Raw genomic sequence first — 17,354 nt, 5'->3', positions numbered from 1 at the left:
ATGATAGGCGCGCCGATCTAGCTTTTGTGTGCACTGATTGGACCTTTCGCCCAATGAGCCAATTTTTCGTGGCCTGCGTCGGCGGAAGACGTGTCAGTACTCGACGAGCGCGGACAGCCCGCGGCGCGTTTGCACGCCGATAACGAATCCAAAGAGCATGGATGCGACGTCTGCGGCTGTGCTTAAGTTTTTGTCAAAAGGATCCAGGCGGGTTCTGCGTCTGTCTCTAATTTTTTGTCCAGAAAGGCTCAACGTTTCTTGCGAGAGTCCTGCAGTTTTTGTCCTAACACTCCGGCTGTCATGTAGTTCTTGTCCCTTTGTCTTGAAAATTAAGTCTAAGTGTCATCAACTTATTGTCCCCGACGGCTAACGCTCGAACTTTCAGTGGGGAGGGTCATGACGGGAGGCGAATCCAGGCCTATTATTAGGGTCGATAAGTAAAGTTATGGCGCTTTATATATCATTAGAAATGATGAGATATCAGATAAACAACGTATCGTATGCAACGAAAGTGAAGCTATTTTAGCCCCCGTATGTCCCCCGTCCGCAGGAAAACGTCCAGGGAGCCCAACCCCACCGCCTTGCCGCTCGAGTTGATCGAATTGGCGCCGCCACCCGTCGGCGTCGCGCTCGAAATGCTCGATCCCCGTCGGCTGTCGCATGCAACCGAGGACGCGGCGCGCGAGCTCGTGCGACAGGGCACGTCCGCCAACACGCTCGCCTCGTACCAAGCGGCCATGCGCTACTGGGCCGCCTGGTTCAATGTGCGCTACGCACGCGCGCTTTCGCTACCGGTCGAGGTGCCGGTGGTCGTTCAGTTCATCGTCGACCACGCGTCGCGTGAGGTGCCGTCGGAGGAGGGCAGGGACGCGGTGACAGCGGACGAGGTCGGCGCATTGGCCCTGCCCGATGCGGAAAGACCTGATGCGCGGCCCGATGTCGACCCCCTCGACGTGGCGTCATCGGAGACTGGAACCGCCGCGGCCGCGCGCGCGAAGGGCAAAAAACCGGTGCTGGCCATCGGGCTGCCGGCCGAGATCGATCGCTATCTGGTGGACGGGGGCTCCAAGGGAAAGTTGGGGGCGTTTTCGTTGAACACGCTCGTGCACCGCGTGGCGGTGCTGTCGAAAGCGCACCAGAACCTCGATCTGGACAACCCTTGCGATCACGCCCAGGTGCGTGAGCTGCTGAAATCGGTGCGGCGCGCCTACGCCGCGCGCAACGTCAGGCCGCACAAGCAACAGGCGCTGGCCAAAGACGATTTACTCAAGGTGCTCGAGACGTGCGACGCGTCGCCGCGCGGGCTGCGTGATCGCGCGCTGTTGCTGTTTGCATTCTCAAGCGGTGGGCGCCGGCGTTCTGAAATCGCCGGCGCGGTGATGGACAACCTGCGCAAGGTCTCCAAGGGCTACACCTACAGCCTCGGACAGTCCAAGACCAACCAGGACGGCACGCACGACGATGAGAAACCCATCAAGGGGTTGGCGGCGGCCGCGCTCGACGCCTGGCTTGCTGTGGCGAAGGTCACCGAGGGGCCGATTTTCCGGCGGGTGCTGAAGGGTGGAAAAGTAACCGGCGATGCACTGGATCCCAAGGCGGTTCGGAAGATCGTGCAGGCGCGGTGTCTGCAGGCGGGGCTGAGAGGGGACTTCTCAGCGCACTCGCTGCGATCGGGGTTTGTGACCGAAGCAGGGCGCCAGAAGAGCCCGATGGCTGACGCCATGAAAATGACCGGGCATCGGAATTTCGATACCTTCATGGGGTACTACCGAATCGGAGATCTGATGGACAGCGAGGCTGGCGACCTGATGGAGTAGAAGCGACGATGCGCCGCAAAAGCGATCTAATCGGTGTCACGATTTGGCGAGAAGACGTCTGGCTGCCCAATTCATTCCAGCGTTGACGAAGGCGCAGGAGAAAAGAAGCGGATCGTCCAACTTAACAACGTATGTTGTATTCGACTACAACGCGAGAGACGCATTTATGTTCACCATCGGCAGGAGATAGTGTAGTCCGCGCCAGAAGCTGCCTTTTCGAAGAGAGCGGAGGTCACGAGCTTTACATCCAACTTGGATTGGGGTGCAAGGAGTGCATGGGGAGGAGATTTTCGAATCCATTTGCAAGCCCTGTATTGACGGAGGTTGGCAGCGCAGTAGTTGTTAACCCCTTCGTCATTTTTAGCCTTCATGCCCTAGAGATGCCCTTAACGGCAGCGCTTCCATGATTTTCAGAGCCTGCCAGTTTTTATGGGTGCAGATGAAAAATTGGACCAGAATAAAAGCATCCCTTCAATGGCTGAGCAAGGTTTGATAGTTTCCGGCACGGGGCAAGTAGCGCGCTGGGGGGCGGGGACTTTTTTCGACACTCTTCGATCTGCATTGCCGCAACTCCGAGCAACTTCCGTTGCTGGATAGGTTTGCGGACTCATAATCCGTTGGTCGATGGTTCAAGCCCATCACGGCCTACCACCCGCAAGCCGCATGGGCACTGATTAAGGCGCTATTTAATCGATAGCGCCTTTTCTTTTTCTCACTACTTTGTTGATGGCATGTAGCCACCATGTAGCCGGCGGTACAGCGTTTTGTACGGGTGCATGGTTTGCGAATCCCCATCCAGGGCCGGACAATCAAGGCTCACTAACAAGGGGTTGCGATGCTCACCGGTCTTGGTCGATTCAGCGCAGTGGTGTGGACCCTCATGGGTCTGCTGGTGTTCTGGCTTCTGACCGGCGCCGCATTCAGCGGGCCAGCGGTTCCGGCTGGAGAGGCATTCAAAGCCTGGGTGTTCATAGCGCTTGCCATGGCCGCCTGTTACCTCCTGCACCGTGCTACCTGCTGGTTGTTCGGCGCCGCCGCACGCAAGCCGCGCAAGTTGAGCCACTGAGGTGCACCATGGCAAAGCAGAAGAAATCGAGCAATGACCTTGCTGGAATCATTGCGGAACGCGTCGGAGACATGAAGGGCGGGCGCGTGGGGATTCCTTTACCGGTGCAGGCGCACCCAATCGACGCTGAGGGGCGCTCATGGGACACCGCGGAGCCTGCGCCGTCGCCAGCAATCCGCAGCATCATCGACGCCGTGCGGGACGAATACGACCTTGGTCCGTGAAAACTGAGCTGATGCTCCTGTTACTGGTCAACAGACCGGTGCTGCGTCTTCATGAGGTCGCCAACTTGCTGAGCCTCGACCCCAGGTCGCTGCAGAACAAGATTTACCGTCGCCAAGTACCGTTCCCAATGTTCAAGATGCTGTGGTCTGGTAGCTGGGTTGCGCATGTCTCCGACGTCGCCGCATACATCGATGAGCAAAAGCGGGATGCTGAGGCGGCCGTTGTTCGGTTGTTGATGCAGCAGAACGCTAGCCCGAGTTGAGGCACCCATGTATTACGACATCGTTGGCTGCAATATGCGAATACTCGGCGCCGTGCACCATCTTCCGCCGACAGGAGGTGCATTTCCGTCGTGGGTCTGGGATGCGTTCCAGTGGTCCGAATTGATCGAAATGGAACATGACAGGGCAGAGTTGGGCGCATGTGTGTTGGACCCGCAAACAAGAATGCTGAAGCCCTGGGCAGCCCTATTTGCAAAACTGGGCCAAGCATTCAGCAGCATCTCCGTGCTGCCTGGCGTAGAGACCGTTTTTTCGAGTGCCTTAGAAGCTACGCGCAGGCCCCCGATGACCTATATCGAGTCTGGGCGCTTTCTCGGCGCTCTACTTGACTCAGTGCCTGCTCCAGACATCGGCAAGGCGGAGGCAGCAATGGATGCTGCGATGCCCAATATGCTGGCAAATATTAAGAGACTGCACTCTGCTTGGGAGCAATCGAATATTCCAGCGCTCGAGGCTGCCCAAGCGGAAAGTCCGCTTGGATCTATCGCGTCCATGCGACATGCATTCTTTACCGCGCGAAATGAAAACTGGGCTAACACCATTGCATCTCGCGGGGCTCAGGCCAAACGTCATCTCCTGGTCGTTGGCGCTCTGCATTTAGTGGGGCCTGAAAACCTATTGGATCAATTGACCTTTAGGGGGAGATCTGCAGTTCGGTTGATCAGCTAGGGTTGGGCCGTACATGATCTCAATGAATCATGCGCAAGCAAGTGCAGGTTGCCAAGCGGAGAGCCGCCGCGAGTAGGGAGATAATTTCACGCTCGGGAATGGTCACAGGATGGAGTTTGGAATTTCATGCGTGGGCCATCGAAGATCCAGCGCTGGGCAAACGGTCCCGCAGTGATAGCTGTTATCTTGAATTTACCGGGTCATTTAATGAAGCGATCGGAACAACGAAAGATTTCGTCGTCATGATTTCTGCTGCAGATGAGGTAGGCGCGGGGGCGGCGGAAATTCCATGTGTTGGCGTAGTCACTCGAGCCAAGCCGCAGTTTCAGGCGGTTATTACCGTCTCGACGAAAGACTTTCAGGCGTTGGCCACTTTTGCTGCGGCGGAGAAAATTTGCTCCGTCGATCTGACGTTCCAGAAGCTGCGGTACGGCAGCGGTCTCATCTCGTCTGCCCTCTTCGCCACGAACAAGGCGAGCGACTTATCTTGACAGTTGATCCAGAGACGATTTTCCGTACTGGGAAGCACTCCATCAGGGCGGTTTTCGCTGAATGGCTAATAGCTGCTAAGGATTCTGGTAACAACTCGGGGAAATGGCGGCGTTGGTGCGTGCGCCTGATTGCTAGTAGCCATGGCTACTATCAATCGCGTGGCAAAACTCATCACTCCGGCCATGCATTCGTGGGCGACACCCTTCCATCGCCCACGGGACGCCTGAAAAGCCGATCCGCGGCTGCACCGTGACGACTGACTGCGAGTGACGTGCGCCCTACAGTAGCCGTCAAACGGCTGGATAACGGTCAACCAACCGTTCCGCAAGTCACCCTGGCTTCATCCGATGTGCAGCCACTTCATCCGGCGCTTCTCAGCCGATCTATCAGACGAGGCGCTGAGGGAATTTCAGCAACATGTCGCGCGTCGGGATCCACGTAATACGTGCGCCCAATTTGACTGGAGCAGGGACAATGCGGCCCTCGCGGAGCCAGATGCGAAGGGTGTTTTTCACAGGTGGTGGGTCGTAGTGCCTTGAGGCCCACACCGGAAGTGTGATTTTCGGCTTCATCTAGTTCCTTCACAGGGACGGTGCAGCTTAGTCTTTAGGGCCCGACAAACCTACTAGGCGTCGGCATCCAGATCGGATCCGGTTTTCGAGGTCAGACCGAATTTCCAAGAAAGGGCCACCCGGGTGGGCTACAAAACCTACAAAAGCCCGATAGACCCCCTTTTTTTTCAGAAAAGGGCCGGGGGACAGGGCTACAAAACCTACGAAAGTCCTCTATCCCTCGCGTCGTTTTGCAGATTCGCGCCATGGATGCGTTGACGCCGGGCCTGCAGTCAGGATCTGGGCAGTGCGTGTCATCGGATCAACCGCCTCGAGCTTCGGCCGTTCTGGCTTGTTGCTGGGATGGTCAGGGTCTTGAGACTCAATAAAAGGTAAATCCGCTGCCCCTTTAACTACGGTGGCGAATTGGACCTCTACCCGCGCTGCGTCAATGATCAAGCCTGCAATATCTGCAGTCAAACGCATGCGTCTGAGATCAACCTTGCGCGATGGGTCGTCGAGTGCCTCGAGCTGCTTGAACAGGTGTTCCCTCAAGTCGGCGATGTTCTTCATCTCTCAACTTCCTTTTTAACTTGTTGTGCAACAAGATGGCCTGTTTTAGCTCGAGCGGCAGCGCGTGAAATTTTTGGCCATATTCAAGATAGAACGAAGTCGGCCGCACGATCCTAAGGGCTCGCATCTTCTTGCGAATTGCCGATTCGGATCGCCCAATTAGTTCCGAAATTTGCGGTGTCCGCATAACTGCCGCGAAATCGCGCAGGAGGTTCATCTCATCCTCACTCCAAATGTTAGGGCCAGCGAAAGGTGCTTGGATTTCGCGGAGGTGATACCAAACGGTCCCTTTACTGAATCCCATCAGGGCAGCCATCTCCCGCACCGTCAAGCCGTCTTCTAAAAGGCGGCGCACGAGCGCATTTTCTGGTTTCTCCCAACTCATAACACCGCGTGAGCGAGAGCCGAACTGGCCATTGCACTTAGGCGAGCAGCATTTGTTGACTCTTCCCGGGAGTCGGCCTTGATGCCAGCGGAAAGACTGATCGCACACCAAGCACTGTCTAAGCATCGAAGAGCCGTCCATGGTCAGATATCCTTGGTGCTTGTAGGCTGGTTGGGATCTTCTGCCTGAATCAATGCCTGGCCACACAGAAGTCACGCAATGCGCAGGGGCAGCGCTTCCCCAAGGCACGATGCTACTGCTGCATTCGGTGCCGGGGCAACCCAAAGAGGCGGCCTTTTTAGCCTGCGCCCGCCTGCCATCATGTGTGCCTGGCTGCATTTCGTCTGCACCGCACGCGTCGCCCAGCAGAACGTCAATTTGCGCTTGCAATAGCATCGGAATCATCCGACAAGTTTCGAAGTCTCAAGTGTGAACAGTGCGACCCATGCGAGGCCAGCCATGACGCTCAGGTATTTAAAGCAACTCCAGCACGCCACCTTTCCGCTCACCGTAACCGACCCCGAGGAGATTAGGCAGGTAGAGATGCTCCGCGCCGCGCTACTCGTCAACGCGTCGGTGCAAAACATCGACCCGGACCTACCGCCGCGGACTGCTCGCGTCCTAGAGATCACCAATACCGGTCACTTCATACTGAAACGCATGAAAGACTAGGGCCGCGGCACGTGCGTGCCGGCGTCCAAAAGCTCCAGGTAGGTGCCGCGTGCCTCGAGCGCAGCCTTCAATTCGTCGACGCTGCCCGCAACGGCGTGCGGACCTAGAAATGCGCTGCGCTCCGCTCCGAAATTCGATGCGCTTCGGCGACAAGAGCAACCAGCCGATCAGCCAACTCTCGCGCTTGGCTTGGAATGGCTTCAAGCAAATAGGTGCCAGTTGAAAATGCGCTATATCGGATCTCCATGAAGCTTGCGAAGCCGTCCGGCACAGCTTGTGCCTCCGCTCGTATCGCGTCCTCGATTGAGCTGTATGCGTCAACCTCTGCGGTCACGCGGCCACCGCTGCTGTCCAAAACCGACGCCGTGTAGAAGCCCGGCGCTTCCTTGTCGATGCTCAATGTCAGAACCATCTCAATAGCCATCAAAGATCCTCTCTCAGCCGTTGCGCTTTTTGTCGATGGCAAGGTGCACATCGTCCGACACGTCACTGCCCAGCTTTGAAGTCACGAAGGCGCGCATCGCCGCGATCAATGCCGTCGGACCCTTGGACATGTGCCCGCTTGGGCCATCCACGTAAGCTGTGACTCCTGAGATCCACTCACCGGCGTTCCACGCAATCATGATTTTCTCGCGCTCAATGATCGGACCGGCCTGCCCCCAGTTGGTAGACGGCATGAACCTGAGTTGAACCTCAACGGTTGGAGTGATTCCCTCCGCCCGGGCCACCCAGTAGTCGAGCGAAGTGCCTGTTAATTCAGCGGTTTTCATGGCGCGATCCTACTGCTGTGTTCGGTTCGAGGCCAACTCGTAAGAACCGGCACTCGCCGCCCGCGCTTACCGCAGACCTTTAGCAACCTCCGCGGGCATTGCGCCATCGACGTTCTGCACCATCATCATGGGGCAGCTCTGCGATACGCGCCGGTCCACGGCCGGGCTCCCGTCAAACAGGTGCACTGGCGCCAGCTCAAGCATCACTCACGAGGATGCGGGCTTGGAGATCACAGTAGGGCACCGCGCTTCGTCTCGCATCGGAAGCGAGATGAGATCTAGCCGCTGCAGTTGCCCTTCCACTTCATCACATAAGACGTCTCGATCAAATTCGGTGGAAGAGCTGCCTCGCGAATAAAGGCGTTGGAGACAAGCTTTCGACATGCAAGTGCAAGTTTGAAAGGATGTTCGGCCAGCGCGCACTGAACACCTTTTCGGAAGCCATCTCCCTCTGGTGTCTTAAGCGCCTCAATCGATTTGTTGTACACGGTAACAGCAAGCTCGACGGTTTCTTTATCCAAATACACCAACGCTTCGCCGTGCTTTATCTCGGCAAACTGATCATGGAGTTGCAGAAGTTCCTCGGGTTCGGTTGCCGAGAACATTTTGGACGCCACGTTGACGAGACCGATACAAATCCTTCTCTGCTCTGTGTGAAGCGCTCTGGTCGCCTGCAGTGTCGCCTGCTGCCGATAGTTCAGGTATGCCTGAAGTCCGCCGAACAATGCGGCGGCTACGGTCAGGCACGACAAGAACGCCGTCAAAAGTTTGAGCCTGTACTCCGCCTTTTCTGTAGACCCCTTCACTTGGCCTTCATCTCGCTTGTGGGACGGCCCGCGCAATTGAACTTTTGTTCGCCCTGGAAGGCTATTTCGAATGTTCATGCGATTCCCCTAGGTTAAGGAAGCACGGCAACGCGAACGCAAGGCATGGGATCTGAAACTCGTTGCCGAGGCAATCTGAGCAAAGTTGTCTTGCACGCACAAGACGTTTCCAGTTTCGGCGGCGAGCCCAGGATTTACTCCTGCGACTTCGTCCCGACCTTGCCTGTGTATGGATTCACGTTGCCCTTGGTAGACCAGTTGTCCGCTTTCGTGCCGTTCGGATTGGTCGCATGGCTTGGCGCGACGTATGTTCCGTTGCTCTTGACATAGCCGCTGGTCGAGTGGCTCCCGGTCGACGACGTGCCCGAGCTGTACGAGTGCGAGCCGCTGTAGCCGCTCGAGCTGTGGCCACCGCCGCCGCCCTTGGCAAAGGCCGTGGAGCTAAGAGTGAGGACGACGGCCAGGAGGACGATTGATTTCATTCTGATGCCTCCGATCAGTGGCAATGTGTGCCGCCGTTTTTGTGGTCACGGTGGCAACCGTTTTTATCGGTGCCCCCAGAGTGGGAGAGAGCGCCGCAGCTCACGCATAGCGCCGCGATCAGGACCGCAATCTTTTTCATGTGTCTCCTCGGTTGGTGATGCCGAAGTGTGGTCCCGTGGTCGAGCAGGTCCACGAGGGTTTGCGAGCGCTCTCCCATATTCATGTGAGAGCCTCTCAGCTGACTCAGGAAACACAATCCGGCACCCTGCGAAGTTCTTGATCTCCACGAACCGCGGATGGCAGAGGGCTAGAAGCATGAAGCTAGATCGCGACTTGCAGCGGAGGATTCTTGAGGGCCTTCGCGATGAGTACCCGCTGCCCGATCATCGAAAGCTGTTCTCCGACGTTGAAGACGGCTCTGACGAAGACCAACGCATCGTGGCCAATCTTGTTTACTTGGAGGAGCATGGCCTGATCCGAAGCGGAATTACCTTTTCCCTAAGCAATGAGCCGATGTACTCCGGCGCCAAGATCACCGCCGCAGGCATGGATTTCCTAGAGGACGACGGCGGGTTGACGGCCATCTTAGGCACCGTCACCGTAAAGCTTCATGCCGACACGATCCGGGAATTAATGTTGGCAAAAGTCGATGCGTCATCGATACCTGCGCCAGAGAAATCGAAGATCAAAAATGCCATCTCTGCACTCTCCAACGAGGCTCTGAAGGAAGTGACGAAAAAGTTGGTTGCTGCGGGATTGGAAAACATCCCAGATGCCATCGGATATGTGCGACAAGTGACCGGACTTTGAGGGGCGCTCATGACGATCTGGCACTGGTTGGTTCTTATCATCGTTGCGGCGCTCGTATGGGGCGCGATCAGGATGAATAAGAAGGCTGTTGAGCCTAAGGCGCCTATGACTTCTTTAACGAAGCCAGTCACTCCGCCTGGAACTGGCGTCGGCGGATGGCTCGCGCTGCTGGTCGTTGGTTTAGTGCTGCTTGGGCCATTGAGGTCCGTTCAGCAGATCAGCGAAGCCTTGTCTTCCTTGGAAGCTGCGACACCCCAACTTGCAACGCACCCGATCTGGGAAAACTACAAGACGTGGACATGGGCCATCGTTCTCAGTTCGGCCGCGCTCAGCATATTTACTGGAGCCCGCCTGAGCGTTTCGCGTGAAGCATCTGTTGTCAAATATGCAATCGCCGCGTTGTGGCTCTGCGGCCCTGTGTCGGCTGTTGCCATTGGGATCGCAGTGCCGCTGCTCACCTTCGGCGCCTATCTAAAAGCTGACGACGTATTCGGGGACAGCGAAGTCCTCGGGGGCGTCCTCGGCTCTACAGTCATTGCGATCATTTGGACGATCTACTTGGCGAATTCCAAGAGAGTGCGCGACACCTACACGTTGAACCGTCGGCGCTGAATCGGCGAGCGTCTTCTGCTGGTATGCCGGCATTCAACGTCTCAGTGCTGCGTTTTGGGGGCGCTGCGTTTATATCGGGCCTACATGGTCACGCTATCGTCGTGGGAGACAGCGGACGCAGCCGTTTTCCGGCTCATGGGGTTGGTCAATACACAGCTCAAGGCCGTAGCTGACATCAGTTTCGCTCAGCACGCGCTAAGTCGATAAGCTTTACATGCGAACGAGCTGCGGCTACCTAGGCAGTTGCACGATACTGAAGTCTTTTGACGATCGCCCTCGCAAGCCCCTTGCTAAATTCCTTTGGCGTTTCACGCCTGATGTCGGAAAAAGCTTTGATGAGTGCGTGTGACGGATTGTCATGGAGAACAGGATCATTCACGACGGGGTCGTCTTCTACAGCCACGCCTCTGTTCGACTCATGACCATGAACAGTATCCGTCAGGTCATTGACAGAGATAAGCCCAGCATGCTCAATCTTTTCACCTGGTTTTGCTACATCGAGTTGAAATAGCTCAACGATGCTTTCGAACGAAAGCACCTCCAGTCGAGACACTGAAATCTCTTTTTGGGTAAAAGCATGAGAGAGTGCCCTAGCCTCAACCTCATCCCACAGCATATTTGGCAGGGCCCTTACCAAGACCTCTTCGCCGTCCAGTGCAGCCATTAAGCGGCAATAGCTTCCTGTTGAAAGAGTCGGTCGCGAAGTGCCGAGTAATCGCTTCGCGAAACAACGCCCTCGTCTTCTTCGTCCTCAAAGAAGAAAGAAATTGAGCCTTCTCGAAACTCAAGCTCGACCAGCTGATCGTCCTGAATAGGCCAACTGAGGACTACGTTTCCTAGATGCGACATGAAGACACTGACTCTTGCTGGCTTCTCATCGAGGGTTGAGACGAAGTAATCCATCTCCGCAACTGAGACCAAACTCAGTGCTCGACCCGTGCCTTGATCCCAGCCAGAACGTGCACGGCCAAACTGTCGAAGGCGATCAAATCCTCTTGCAGTAATGAATTGCTGGGTGGAGGGCCTAAGTTCCACCGAGGATCGCGGCTCCTCATAGGACACATCAACGTTTCCAGTCAGGCTCAACGTTGATCGCGTATTTGCAGCCAAACTCGTGCTTCGTCGACCAGGGTTCACAACATTTGGACTGGCAAATGCTGCGTCGGCAAATTGCGCCCAAAGCTCCTGACCTGTTGCCGACCTGTTTTCAGCAAATGCAACAGTGATCCCACGCGATGCCACTGTGTTCGGGGTTCGGACAGAGAGCGGCGGCGTCACGGCTGCTTCCGTCGACTCAATCTTGCCGGACCGCTGAGCATAAGTTGGCGAGGTCAGCACTAATGCACTGAGCATGGCTCCGATGAGTGCCACAGTCTTTATGCCCGTCTTTTTCTTAAGTCCACGGGAGGCTCGATAAACCTTGCGAGTGCCACTAAACAAGGCATTCGCGGTCCAAGATCTGACGTCGTACCGCTCGAACTGATCGAAGGTTTTCACTGTGAGTCCTCAGCCGTGCGAATGTTCGACAGAGCGTCGATGATCGTCGCGAAATCTTGGAGGCCCAGCTGAACCCGAACAGCACTTTCAACAAAAAGTTCTGTGGTTCCAACGGAGTGGCTAAGCGAAAACGGGGAAGCGTAGTAAAAGTCCATGACGCATCCGCTAACGTTATGAGCGGCACGTGCGAAGTTAGACGCGAACGCGACAGTCACTGATGGCTCCTCCGCGATCTCAACCATTTCCCCTGGTTCGTCTTTATTTAAAGATGAGATCCCGCGAGCCAGCGCAGCTAGAGCCTTGGGCGTCATGTGCACATCTAGGATGGCGCGCAGCCCGCGACCGTCTAGACGGGACTGCGTGAACACGAGCCGTGATTGGCTATTGCTCTGGCCCTCTATCAATCTGAATCCGTCGGCGACGAAGCTCCGAGATGGGGCCGGAGCGGCGTTCAAGTCAACGTGTAAATTGACTTCTCCAGGTGCCGCATCCTCACGAATCACGCGCGCGAAAATCGGCGCCCCTTCGCCATCCATCGGGTCTGCGAACTTCGGAGTCTTCTTGCCTTGGGTCGCCATGTGCGGTGCTTGGTCCGTGGGGTGTATCAGTTTGATACAACAAAAGTCCTTGTTTATATCACCGATGAGATTTCAACGGTCCTTCGGCCGCAAAGACAGCACGCGAATGTCTCGCTGAACGGTGCCCGCTCTCGAGCGGAAGACGCATGAAGCGAAGCCGGCTTTCGCAGGCCTAGGCCTGTTCGGCGGCTCTTCTTCAGGGTGACGATCCTGGCCTAACCATCAGCACTCTAGTCGCCAGCAGCCCCGCTGTCGGAACACGTTGGGCTTCTTGGCTTCATAGAACATGGCGCTGACAATGAGAGTTAGGCAAGGGCCTCGACTGTGTCCCGCTGCTCCCGCAGCAGTGCGTTCATTTCTTTGGAGAGTTGGCGCGCTTCACGCCAGGCACCTCCGGTATAGGCGTTAAGCGACACCTTGGCTTTTCCTTCGGGTGTTTTTGGCCCGGTGGTCTTCTCCCACGGTCGCCAGGTGCGGATAAGCAGGGACTGCCGCTCTCGGCGTTCTTGTGTCCATCCATTCGCCATTGCTGTTCTCCAAAATTTTGTTTTGCGTGCTTTCGCTGCTTTCCGCCTGCGCCTGTGCTGGAGCGGGAACGCCGTTGTTGATCTGCTGTTGGCCGTTGTTGATGTTGGCGTTCTTCGAGTACACGATCTGGCGCGGGAACTTCAGCTCTACCAGCGCCTGAATCGTGGCCCGGCTCTGGGCCTGCGTCTTCAATGCCATCCCGTAGAACGCCTCTAGGTTGAGGTACTGAGCCAACGCGGTGTCAAAGGCCACAGGATCGGCCAGCAAGCCCCCGATTCGTGCCACCTTGCCGGCCCGCCCTGGCAGTGTTCTGCAGCGCCTCGAGCATCGGGCCTGTGATCCTGCCAATCACTGGTGTCCGGTTCAGCACAGCTTTCAAAAGCTTGTTGTCGAGCGCTCCCAGGCTCAGAGCGTTCTGCACCGTGGGCGAGCCCTTCGCCATGTTCAGCGATGCAGCCTGATCGGCCCTGGCCAGGTCCGTGGCCACACCGCGAAGCTGTGCCCGCTCCCCTTCAGTCATGAGCCCGCTTACCGCACCGCTGCGAGCATCTAGCCATTGGTTGAATTTGGCGTTCGTGAGGTTGCCAAGCCGGTCGGTCTGATTCGCTGCGTCGGTAATCGCGTAGTTCTTCAGCGCGGCCTGCGTCTCCGGCGTGGCGACGCGGTTGAACGATGCAATGTCCGACGACTGCGACATACGCGGGCTGAAGAACTTCGCCGCCAGCTCGGCGCCTTGTGCCTGCGGGAGGCCATCGCCGCCTTGACGGAAGATTGACGCTTGCGGGCCAGTGCGGAAGGTTGCCATGCGCTCCGCATGCAGGTCTCGAGCGGCCTGCCATGCCTGAGCCATCTCGGGCGGGAAGTGCTCTACAGCCGTTGCCCCGCCTTGTGCTGCGCGTCGGACGCTTTCGTCAATGCTCCCCAGCATGCTGTCGAGCGCTGCGGCCTCCCTGTTGCTGCCTGCCAATCTGGCTTGCTGGGCGGCTTCAGAGATCGAGGAACGCAAGTCTTGCACTTCCCGGAACGGGATCGCGGCCGGGCGGGTCGTTGCCGTTCCTGCGGGCTGTGCGCCGCCGAGTGCTGCCGCAACCGCCTGACGGTCTGCAGCGCTCAGAGGGACACCGCCGCTCGTGAATACTGGTGCTGTCCCTGCCTGGGCTGGTGCGACTTCCGTGCCGATGCGCTGGGCGGCTGCCAGGGCTTGATCTGCGCGTCCACCGTTGCCGAAGGTTGCGCGGCCCACCTTGGCCACAATGCAAGCGTCCGTCATCGCGCCGTTTGGATCGGTCAGGTGCGAATCGGCCTTGCGCATGCTGGCGAACACATAGTCATTTGTCCTGGGCAGCGCCGATAGAAGGGACCAAACGTATGGAGTCAGCGGGATCTGTCTCACGCCCTCCACCTTGTCTCTGATCGTGATTCCCTTCCACCGCTCATCTATATCGGTCTACTTTAGAGCCAGCAGTTCACCGCGCCGGGAGCCGATGAGCAGTAGCGTCTGCAGGTAGGCCGCCGTGACAGGGGAGGGGAGGGCACGCACTGCAGCGAACCATGCGGCCATCTGTTCTCGCAAGAGGACGTCTTTCTTGCTGCCCGCCTTGCCGAATGCGTCTCTGGTCTTGCGGGTCTTGGCTGCATCTGGGATGACGATTGCCTTGTAGTCGGCTTCCTCACTGCACCAGGTAATGAACGCCTTTAGACAGCGCCATGCAAGCCGGCCGTAGGTCTTGCGCTCCTGCCCCTGCTGCGCGGACCATGCTTCTATCGCCTCCGGCGTGAGGTCTGCCAGCTTCCTTGCGAGCAATGGATAGATTGGGCCGGGCCTCGTCTGTCCGGTGCCGCGGGTGCCCCGATTGAGCACCTTGCCGCCCTCCTGGGCGAGCTTTTCATGGTCGGCGTAGTGACGTACCCCCCACTTGGGTTTGCGGGCCTGTAGATAAACAGTCCATGCATCCCCCACGGTCACAGCATCTTTCACCGCCTGCACTGCTGCTGCGGCCTTGGCTCCTTCGCGCTGGCGGGCAATCTCGCGCGGATCGTTCCCGCCGTCCATGGCGACACGGTGGCGGAAGGCTTCAGCTCGAGCGGCATCAATGCGCCAGGCTCGCACATCCCCAATCGTGCGCCGGATTGTCTGCCGGTCTAGCTTGGCCTCGAATACGAATGACTTGGCGCCGTTGGCAGTGACACGCACGCGCAGGCCGGGTGCCTTGCTGTCGCGCAGAAATGCCTGTTGCTTGCCAGGGGGGCACGTCAGCCGCTCGATTGCCCCAGTGGTGAGGTCGATGGCTTCGGAGAGGTCGAGTGCTTGATTGCGCGGGGGGCGGGCCATGGCTGTTCCTTGCCGTGTAGCCACCATGTAGCCGGATCAAACCAATTTAGGCGTATGCGGCCATATCTTGGACTCGGGACAGGTGAGGCTTCTAGAGGGGAAATTCCCGTTTCCGCCTGAGTTTACCTATCCAACCGTATGCCATCATATTTTCTGTCTGTCGGACTCATAATCCGTTGGTCGATGGTTCAAGCCCATCACGGCCTACCATAAAAAAGAGCCTACAGCTATTGAAGAGCTTGCTACCAATTTGGTAGCAAGCTCTTTTTCTTAGGCTTCTTCTGTCTTTCGATGTAACGGAGGATGTAAGGGGGTTTCAGGGGCTGAGCGGCGCAATCACCATGGCGTCTGAAGTCGGTAGTGCCGGCGGGTGTCGCAGGCAGTACGCCGTCGACGTGGGGGCGCTCGAGTCCTCCAAGAACTCCGTAAACAGCCGGACCGGTGGGCTCCCGCCGCCGCGCGCCCGCCGCTACGCCGCGGTCACTGATCCACATCAACTTGTACGGCTACTGCGCGATATCCACGCCTACAAGGGCAACGTCATCACTCGCGCAGCCATGCAGCTTTCTCCCCTGCTATTCCAGCGGTCCGGGCAGCTGCGGCTCGCGCATTCGGAGGACATTAGTCTTGAGCGCCAACTCTGGCGCTGCCCCTCTGAAAAGATGAAGCTGAGGGAGTGGAAGAGGTGTGACAGCCGCACGCTGGCGCACCTTGTGCCGCTCCCTCGCCAAGCCATTGCTATCCTGGAGGACCTGTATCCACTGACAGGACCTACGGGGCCAATCTTCCGCAGCATTTCCAAGCGCTCTGAGGCCACGCGGTACGAGCTGTGTTCCTAGCCGGCGCGCAGGAACTCGTCCTTAGAATTGGTGTGAGGAGGCATCATGACAAAAGAGACGGCGGCGCAACCAAGCGACTCGACAGAACCTGCGAAGAAGAAGTTTGTCGTCTTCAACTCTTGGAAATCTGACAACGCGTCTACTCGCAGCTTTGTCAATGCATCGTTGGAGCTCGCTGCCAAGCAGGTGATGCAAAAGCTCCCGGACTATGAGGTTCTTGTCGACGAAGCGACCCGTGGCAAGACGGGTTCGCCCAATATTCCGGTGAGCATCATGGACAAGATCAAGGCGGCCGACATGGTGGTGTCCGATGTGACGATCATCAATCCCAAGGCAAAAAGCCGTCGAGCGCCGAATCCGAACGTTGCTTTCGAGTTGGGTTTTGCTGCCGCGCATGTAGGGTGGGATCGGATCGTGATGGTGTTCGATACCGGAGTCGCGAATATCAAAGACCTACCATTTGACTTTGATAGGCATCGCGCGCTGGCCTTTTCAAGTGTCGTCGAGGACGAGGCGGTCCCGGACGCCAAGAGCAAAGCCCGGAAGGCGCTTGCAAATAGGCTCGCAGCGGGCATTTTCCAGGTCATCAAAGACGACCCCGCGAGGCCCACTGCGACGATGAGCCTCGAGCAACTGCGGCGAGAGCACGACCGCAAGCAGCTTCTATGGCTGCTTAGCCAGTTCGACATCGACACGATCGACCAGTTCATGGTCTACCTGCCAAAGGTGATCACCGACAGCGGACACCACATGTGGCTGGGCGTGTGGGGCGTCATGGAAAGCAGCGCTTTCGCGCTTTACGACGACGAGCTGCGCCAACTGGCGACGGAGTTTCGCGAAGCGTATCGCGAGGCGTTGGCGCATGATGACCATTACCACCACACGCCCGATTTGACGCGCTATGTGTTCGACAAGACGCTCACCTCCGCGAAGCGGGCGGAAAAGGCATGGGCTGCGGTCAGCGGGGCGCGCGACAAGCTCGCCGTGGCGTTTCCTTCGTTGCTTCAAGCTGTGCGTCGAAAATTTCCTGACATCGATCTGACGGCCACGAGCAAAGCTGCGATGGATGATTACCGAAATCATCGGGCAACCGTGGAGGCGGGGCTCGAGTGAGCGCTTTGTCCGCGAACCGGCAGATCTGCTGCAAAGATGGGCGAATGTTGTTCCCCATCCGGTGTCGGTATGGTGGGAATGTGCGTGAGCAGAGCATGCGAGCCCGTGGGCTCAGTCTCTTGGCAACGGACGTGCTGGCGTTCGGCTTGTTTTACATCGACAACAAGATCAGGGGCTGCGAGGCGAAACTACCAGTGCCGACTCTCGGTCGATGAAGCAATTGACATGCCGAAGCCC

Annotated in this window: 23 protein-coding genes and 1 tRNA gene; 11 read left to right on the top strand and 13 right to left on the bottom strand. The window is 57.5% G+C overall.

Features of this window, described 5'->3' with window-relative positions; genetic code table 11:
* The first annotated feature begins 581 nt into the window (after positions 1-581).
* The 6 genes from QTI51_RS37480 (at position 582) to QTI51_RS37455 (ending at position 4,549) form a co-directional block, all read left to right on the top strand.
* Positions 582-1,817 (top strand): site-specific integrase, encoded by a 1,236-nt coding sequence (locus QTI51_RS37480; RefSeq protein WP_286517722.1) that lies wholly within the window; start codon positions 582-584, stop codon positions 1,815-1,817.
* Between the two features lie 835 nt (positions 1,818-2,652).
* On the top strand, positions 2,653-2,883 hold the full coding sequence (locus tag QTI51_RS37475; protein ID WP_286517723.1) for a hypothetical protein: 231 nt from the start codon (positions 2,653-2,655) through the stop codon (positions 2,881-2,883).
* Positions 2,884-2,891: 8 nt separating this feature from the next.
* Positions 2,892-3,107 carry a hypothetical protein gene (locus QTI51_RS37470; protein ID WP_286517724.1) on the top strand — a complete coding sequence of 72 codons (216 nt, stop codon included), beginning with the start codon at positions 2,892-2,894 and terminating at the stop codon, positions 3,105-3,107.
* Complete coding sequence (locus QTI51_RS37465) at positions 3,104-3,370, top strand: pyocin activator PrtN family protein (protein WP_286517725.1); 267 nt, start codon at positions 3,104-3,106, stop codon at positions 3,368-3,370. Before QTI51_RS37470 ends, QTI51_RS37465 begins: the two co-directional genes overlap by 4 nt.
* A gap of 7 nt (positions 3,371-3,377) precedes the next feature.
* A complete protein-coding gene (locus QTI51_RS37460; RefSeq protein ID WP_286517726.1) occupies positions 3,378-4,058 on the top strand; it encodes a TraB/GumN family protein in 681 nt (226 codons plus the stop codon).
* A 29-nt stretch (positions 4,059-4,087) separates the two neighbouring features.
* On the top strand, positions 4,088-4,549 hold the full coding sequence (locus QTI51_RS37455; protein ID WP_286517727.1) for a hypothetical protein: 462 nt from the start codon (positions 4,088-4,090) through the stop codon (positions 4,547-4,549).
* Positions 4,550-4,936: 387 nt separating this feature from the next.
* Here QTI51_RS37455 and QTI51_RS37450 read toward each other — a convergent pair whose 3' ends face one another.
* Together QTI51_RS37450 and QTI51_RS37445 are read right to left on the bottom strand one after the other, a co-directional pair.
* On the bottom strand, positions 4,937-5,122 hold the full coding sequence (locus tag QTI51_RS37450) for an excisionase (protein ID WP_286547711.1): 186 nt from the start codon (positions 5,120-5,122) through the stop codon (positions 4,937-4,939).
* 213 nt (positions 5,123-5,335) lie between these two features.
* Positions 5,336-5,674 (bottom strand): hypothetical protein, encoded by a 339-nt coding sequence (locus tag QTI51_RS37445; protein ID WP_286517728.1) that lies wholly within the window; start codon positions 5,672-5,674, stop codon positions 5,336-5,338.
* Between the two features lie 844 nt (positions 5,675-6,518).
* Here QTI51_RS37445 and QTI51_RS37440 point away from each other — a divergent pair.
* Positions 6,519-6,731, top strand: coding sequence for a hypothetical protein (locus QTI51_RS37440; protein ID WP_286517729.1), 213 nt, complete (start codon positions 6,519-6,521; stop codon positions 6,729-6,731).
* Positions 6,732-6,834: 103 nt separating this feature from the next.
* Here the strand turns inward: QTI51_RS37440 and QTI51_RS37435 are convergent, their stop codons facing one another.
* From QTI51_RS37435 to QTI51_RS37415, 5 genes are all read right to left on the bottom strand, one after another.
* On the bottom strand, positions 6,835-7,131 hold the full coding sequence (locus tag QTI51_RS37435; protein WP_286547710.1) for a hypothetical protein: 297 nt from the start codon (positions 7,129-7,131) through the stop codon (positions 6,835-6,837).
* A gap of 37 nt (positions 7,132-7,168) precedes the next feature.
* The gene (locus QTI51_RS37430) at positions 7,169-7,501 is read right to left on the bottom strand and encodes a phage protein NinX family protein (protein ID WP_286517732.1); all 333 of its coding nucleotides are present in this window, start codon (positions 7,499-7,501) and stop codon (positions 7,169-7,171) included.
* A gap of 278 nt (positions 7,502-7,779) precedes the next feature.
* Positions 7,780-8,385, bottom strand: a complete 606-nt coding sequence (locus tag QTI51_RS37425) for a hypothetical protein (protein ID WP_286517735.1) — start codon at positions 8,383-8,385, stop codon at positions 7,780-7,782.
* Positions 8,386-8,519: 134 nt separating this feature from the next.
* Positions 8,520-8,807, bottom strand: coding sequence for a hypothetical protein (locus QTI51_RS37420; protein ID WP_286517738.1), 288 nt, complete (start codon positions 8,805-8,807; stop codon positions 8,520-8,522).
* Between the two features lie 14 nt (positions 8,808-8,821).
* Entirely contained in the window at positions 8,822-8,947 is a 126-nt protein-coding gene (locus QTI51_RS37415; RefSeq protein ID WP_286547709.1) for a YHYH domain-containing protein, read from the bottom strand.
* 176 nt (positions 8,948-9,123) lie between these two features.
* Between QTI51_RS37415 and QTI51_RS37410 the strand changes: the two genes are divergently transcribed.
* Entirely contained in the window at positions 9,124-9,618 is a 495-nt protein-coding gene (locus tag QTI51_RS37410; RefSeq protein ID WP_286517740.1) for a hypothetical protein, read from the top strand.
* A 9-nt stretch (positions 9,619-9,627) separates the two neighbouring features.
* The gene (locus QTI51_RS37405; RefSeq protein ID WP_286517741.1) at positions 9,628-10,230 is read left to right on the top strand and encodes a DUF2569 family protein; all 603 of its coding nucleotides are present in this window, start codon (positions 9,628-9,630) and stop codon (positions 10,228-10,230) included.
* Between the two features lie 235 nt (positions 10,231-10,465).
* Here QTI51_RS37405 and QTI51_RS37400 read toward each other — a convergent pair whose 3' ends face one another.
* The 6 genes from QTI51_RS37400 to QTI51_RS37375 form a co-directional block, all read right to left on the bottom strand.
* Positions 10,466-10,894, bottom strand: a complete 429-nt coding sequence (locus tag QTI51_RS37400; protein ID WP_286517742.1) for a hypothetical protein — start codon at positions 10,892-10,894, stop codon at positions 10,466-10,468.
* A complete protein-coding gene (locus QTI51_RS37395) occupies positions 10,894-11,727 on the bottom strand; it encodes a hypothetical protein (RefSeq protein ID WP_286517744.1) in 834 nt (277 codons plus the stop codon). The genes QTI51_RS37400 and QTI51_RS37395 overlap by 1 nt, the downstream gene beginning before the upstream one ends.
* Positions 11,724-12,305 (bottom strand): hypothetical protein, encoded by a 582-nt coding sequence (locus tag QTI51_RS37390; protein ID WP_286517746.1) that lies wholly within the window; start codon positions 12,303-12,305, stop codon positions 11,724-11,726. Before QTI51_RS37390 ends, QTI51_RS37395 begins: the two co-directional genes overlap by 4 nt.
* A gap of 405 nt (positions 12,306-12,710) precedes the next feature.
* Positions 12,711-13,100: a hypothetical protein gene (locus QTI51_RS37385; protein ID WP_286517748.1), complete on the bottom strand. Its 390-nt coding sequence runs from the start codon at positions 13,098-13,100 to the stop codon at positions 12,711-12,713.
* The gene (locus QTI51_RS37380; RefSeq protein ID WP_286517749.1) at positions 13,075-14,157 is read right to left on the bottom strand and encodes a hypothetical protein; all 1,083 of its coding nucleotides are present in this window, start codon (positions 14,155-14,157) and stop codon (positions 13,075-13,077) included. Before QTI51_RS37380 ends, QTI51_RS37385 begins: the two co-directional genes overlap by 26 nt.
* 123 nt (positions 14,158-14,280) lie before the next feature.
* Positions 14,281-15,165 carry an integrase family protein gene (locus tag QTI51_RS37375; RefSeq protein ID WP_286517750.1) on the bottom strand — a complete coding sequence of 295 codons (885 nt, stop codon included), beginning with the start codon at positions 15,163-15,165 and terminating at the stop codon, positions 14,281-14,283.
* Positions 15,166-15,245: 80 nt separating this feature from the next.
* Between QTI51_RS37375 and QTI51_RS37370 the strand changes: the two genes are divergently transcribed.
* Positions 15,246-15,375, top strand: a tRNA-Met gene (locus tag QTI51_RS37370).
* A gap of 674 nt (positions 15,376-16,049) precedes the next feature.
* Positions 16,050-17,117, top strand: coding sequence for a hypothetical protein (locus QTI51_RS37365; protein ID WP_286517752.1), 1,068 nt, complete (start codon positions 16,050-16,052; stop codon positions 17,115-17,117).
* Positions 17,118-17,354 lie beyond the last annotated feature (237 nt).

It is taken from the genome of Variovorax sp. J22G73, assembly GCF_030317035.1.
In the GTDB taxonomy this organism is placed as follows: Bacteria; Pseudomonadota; Gammaproteobacteria; order Burkholderiales; family Burkholderiaceae_C; genus Variovorax.
This window is presented reverse-complemented; position numbering and strand designations above follow the sequence as displayed.

Bases quoted from the DNA above. Each gene is read 5' to 3' on its own strand.
- QTI51_RS37475 (WP_286517723.1), top strand. From the start codon at position 2,653: ATGCTCACCGGTCTTGGTCGATTCAGCGCAGTGGTGTGGACCCTCATG.
- QTI51_RS37470 (WP_286517724.1), top strand. From the start codon at position 2,892: ATGGCAAAGCAGAAGAAATCGAGCAATGACCTTGCTGGAATCATTGCG.
- QTI51_RS37460 (WP_286517726.1), top strand. From the start codon at position 3,378: ATGTATTACGACATCGTTGGCTGCAATATGCGAATACTCGGCGCCGTG.
- QTI51_RS37455 (WP_286517727.1), top strand. From the start codon at position 4,088: ATGCGCAAGCAAGTGCAGGTTGCCAAGCGGAGAGCCGCCGCGAGTAGG.
- QTI51_RS37450 (WP_286547711.1), bottom strand. From the start codon at position 5,122: ATGAAGCCGAAAATCACACTTCCGGTGTGGGCCTCAAGGCACTACGAC.
- QTI51_RS37445 (WP_286517728.1), bottom strand. From the start codon at position 5,674: ATGAAGAACATCGCCGACTTGAGGGAACACCTGTTCAAGCAGCTCGAG.
- QTI51_RS37440 (WP_286517729.1), top strand. From the start codon at position 6,519: ATGACGCTCAGGTATTTAAAGCAACTCCAGCACGCCACCTTTCCGCTC.
- QTI51_RS37430 (WP_286517732.1), bottom strand. From the start codon at position 7,501: ATGAAAACCGCTGAATTAACAGGCACTTCGCTCGACTACTGGGTGGCC.
- QTI51_RS37425 (WP_286517735.1), bottom strand. From the start codon at position 8,385: ATGAACATTCGAAATAGCCTTCCAGGGCGAACAAAAGTTCAATTGCGC.
- QTI51_RS37420 (WP_286517738.1), bottom strand. From the start codon at position 8,807: ATGAAATCAATCGTCCTCCTGGCCGTCGTCCTCACTCTTAGCTCCACG.
- QTI51_RS37415 (WP_286547709.1), bottom strand. From the start codon at position 8,947: ATGAAAAAGATTGCGGTCCTGATCGCGGCGCTATGCGTGAGCTGCGGC.
- QTI51_RS37410 (WP_286517740.1), top strand. From the start codon at position 9,124: ATGAAGCTAGATCGCGACTTGCAGCGGAGGATTCTTGAGGGCCTTCGC.
- QTI51_RS37405 (WP_286517741.1), top strand. From the start codon at position 9,628: ATGACGATCTGGCACTGGTTGGTTCTTATCATCGTTGCGGCGCTCGTA.
- QTI51_RS37400 (WP_286517742.1), bottom strand. From the start codon at position 10,894: ATGGCTGCACTGGACGGCGAAGAGGTCTTGGTAAGGGCCCTGCCAAAT.
- QTI51_RS37390 (WP_286517746.1), bottom strand. From the start codon at position 12,305: ATGGCGACCCAAGGCAAGAAGACTCCGAAGTTCGCAGACCCGATGGAT.
- QTI51_RS37375 (WP_286517750.1), bottom strand. From the start codon at position 15,165: ATGGCCCGCCCCCCGCGCAATCAAGCACTCGACCTCTCCGAAGCCATC.
- QTI51_RS37365 (WP_286517752.1), top strand. From the start codon at position 16,050: ATGACAAAAGAGACGGCGGCGCAACCAAGCGACTCGACAGAACCTGCG.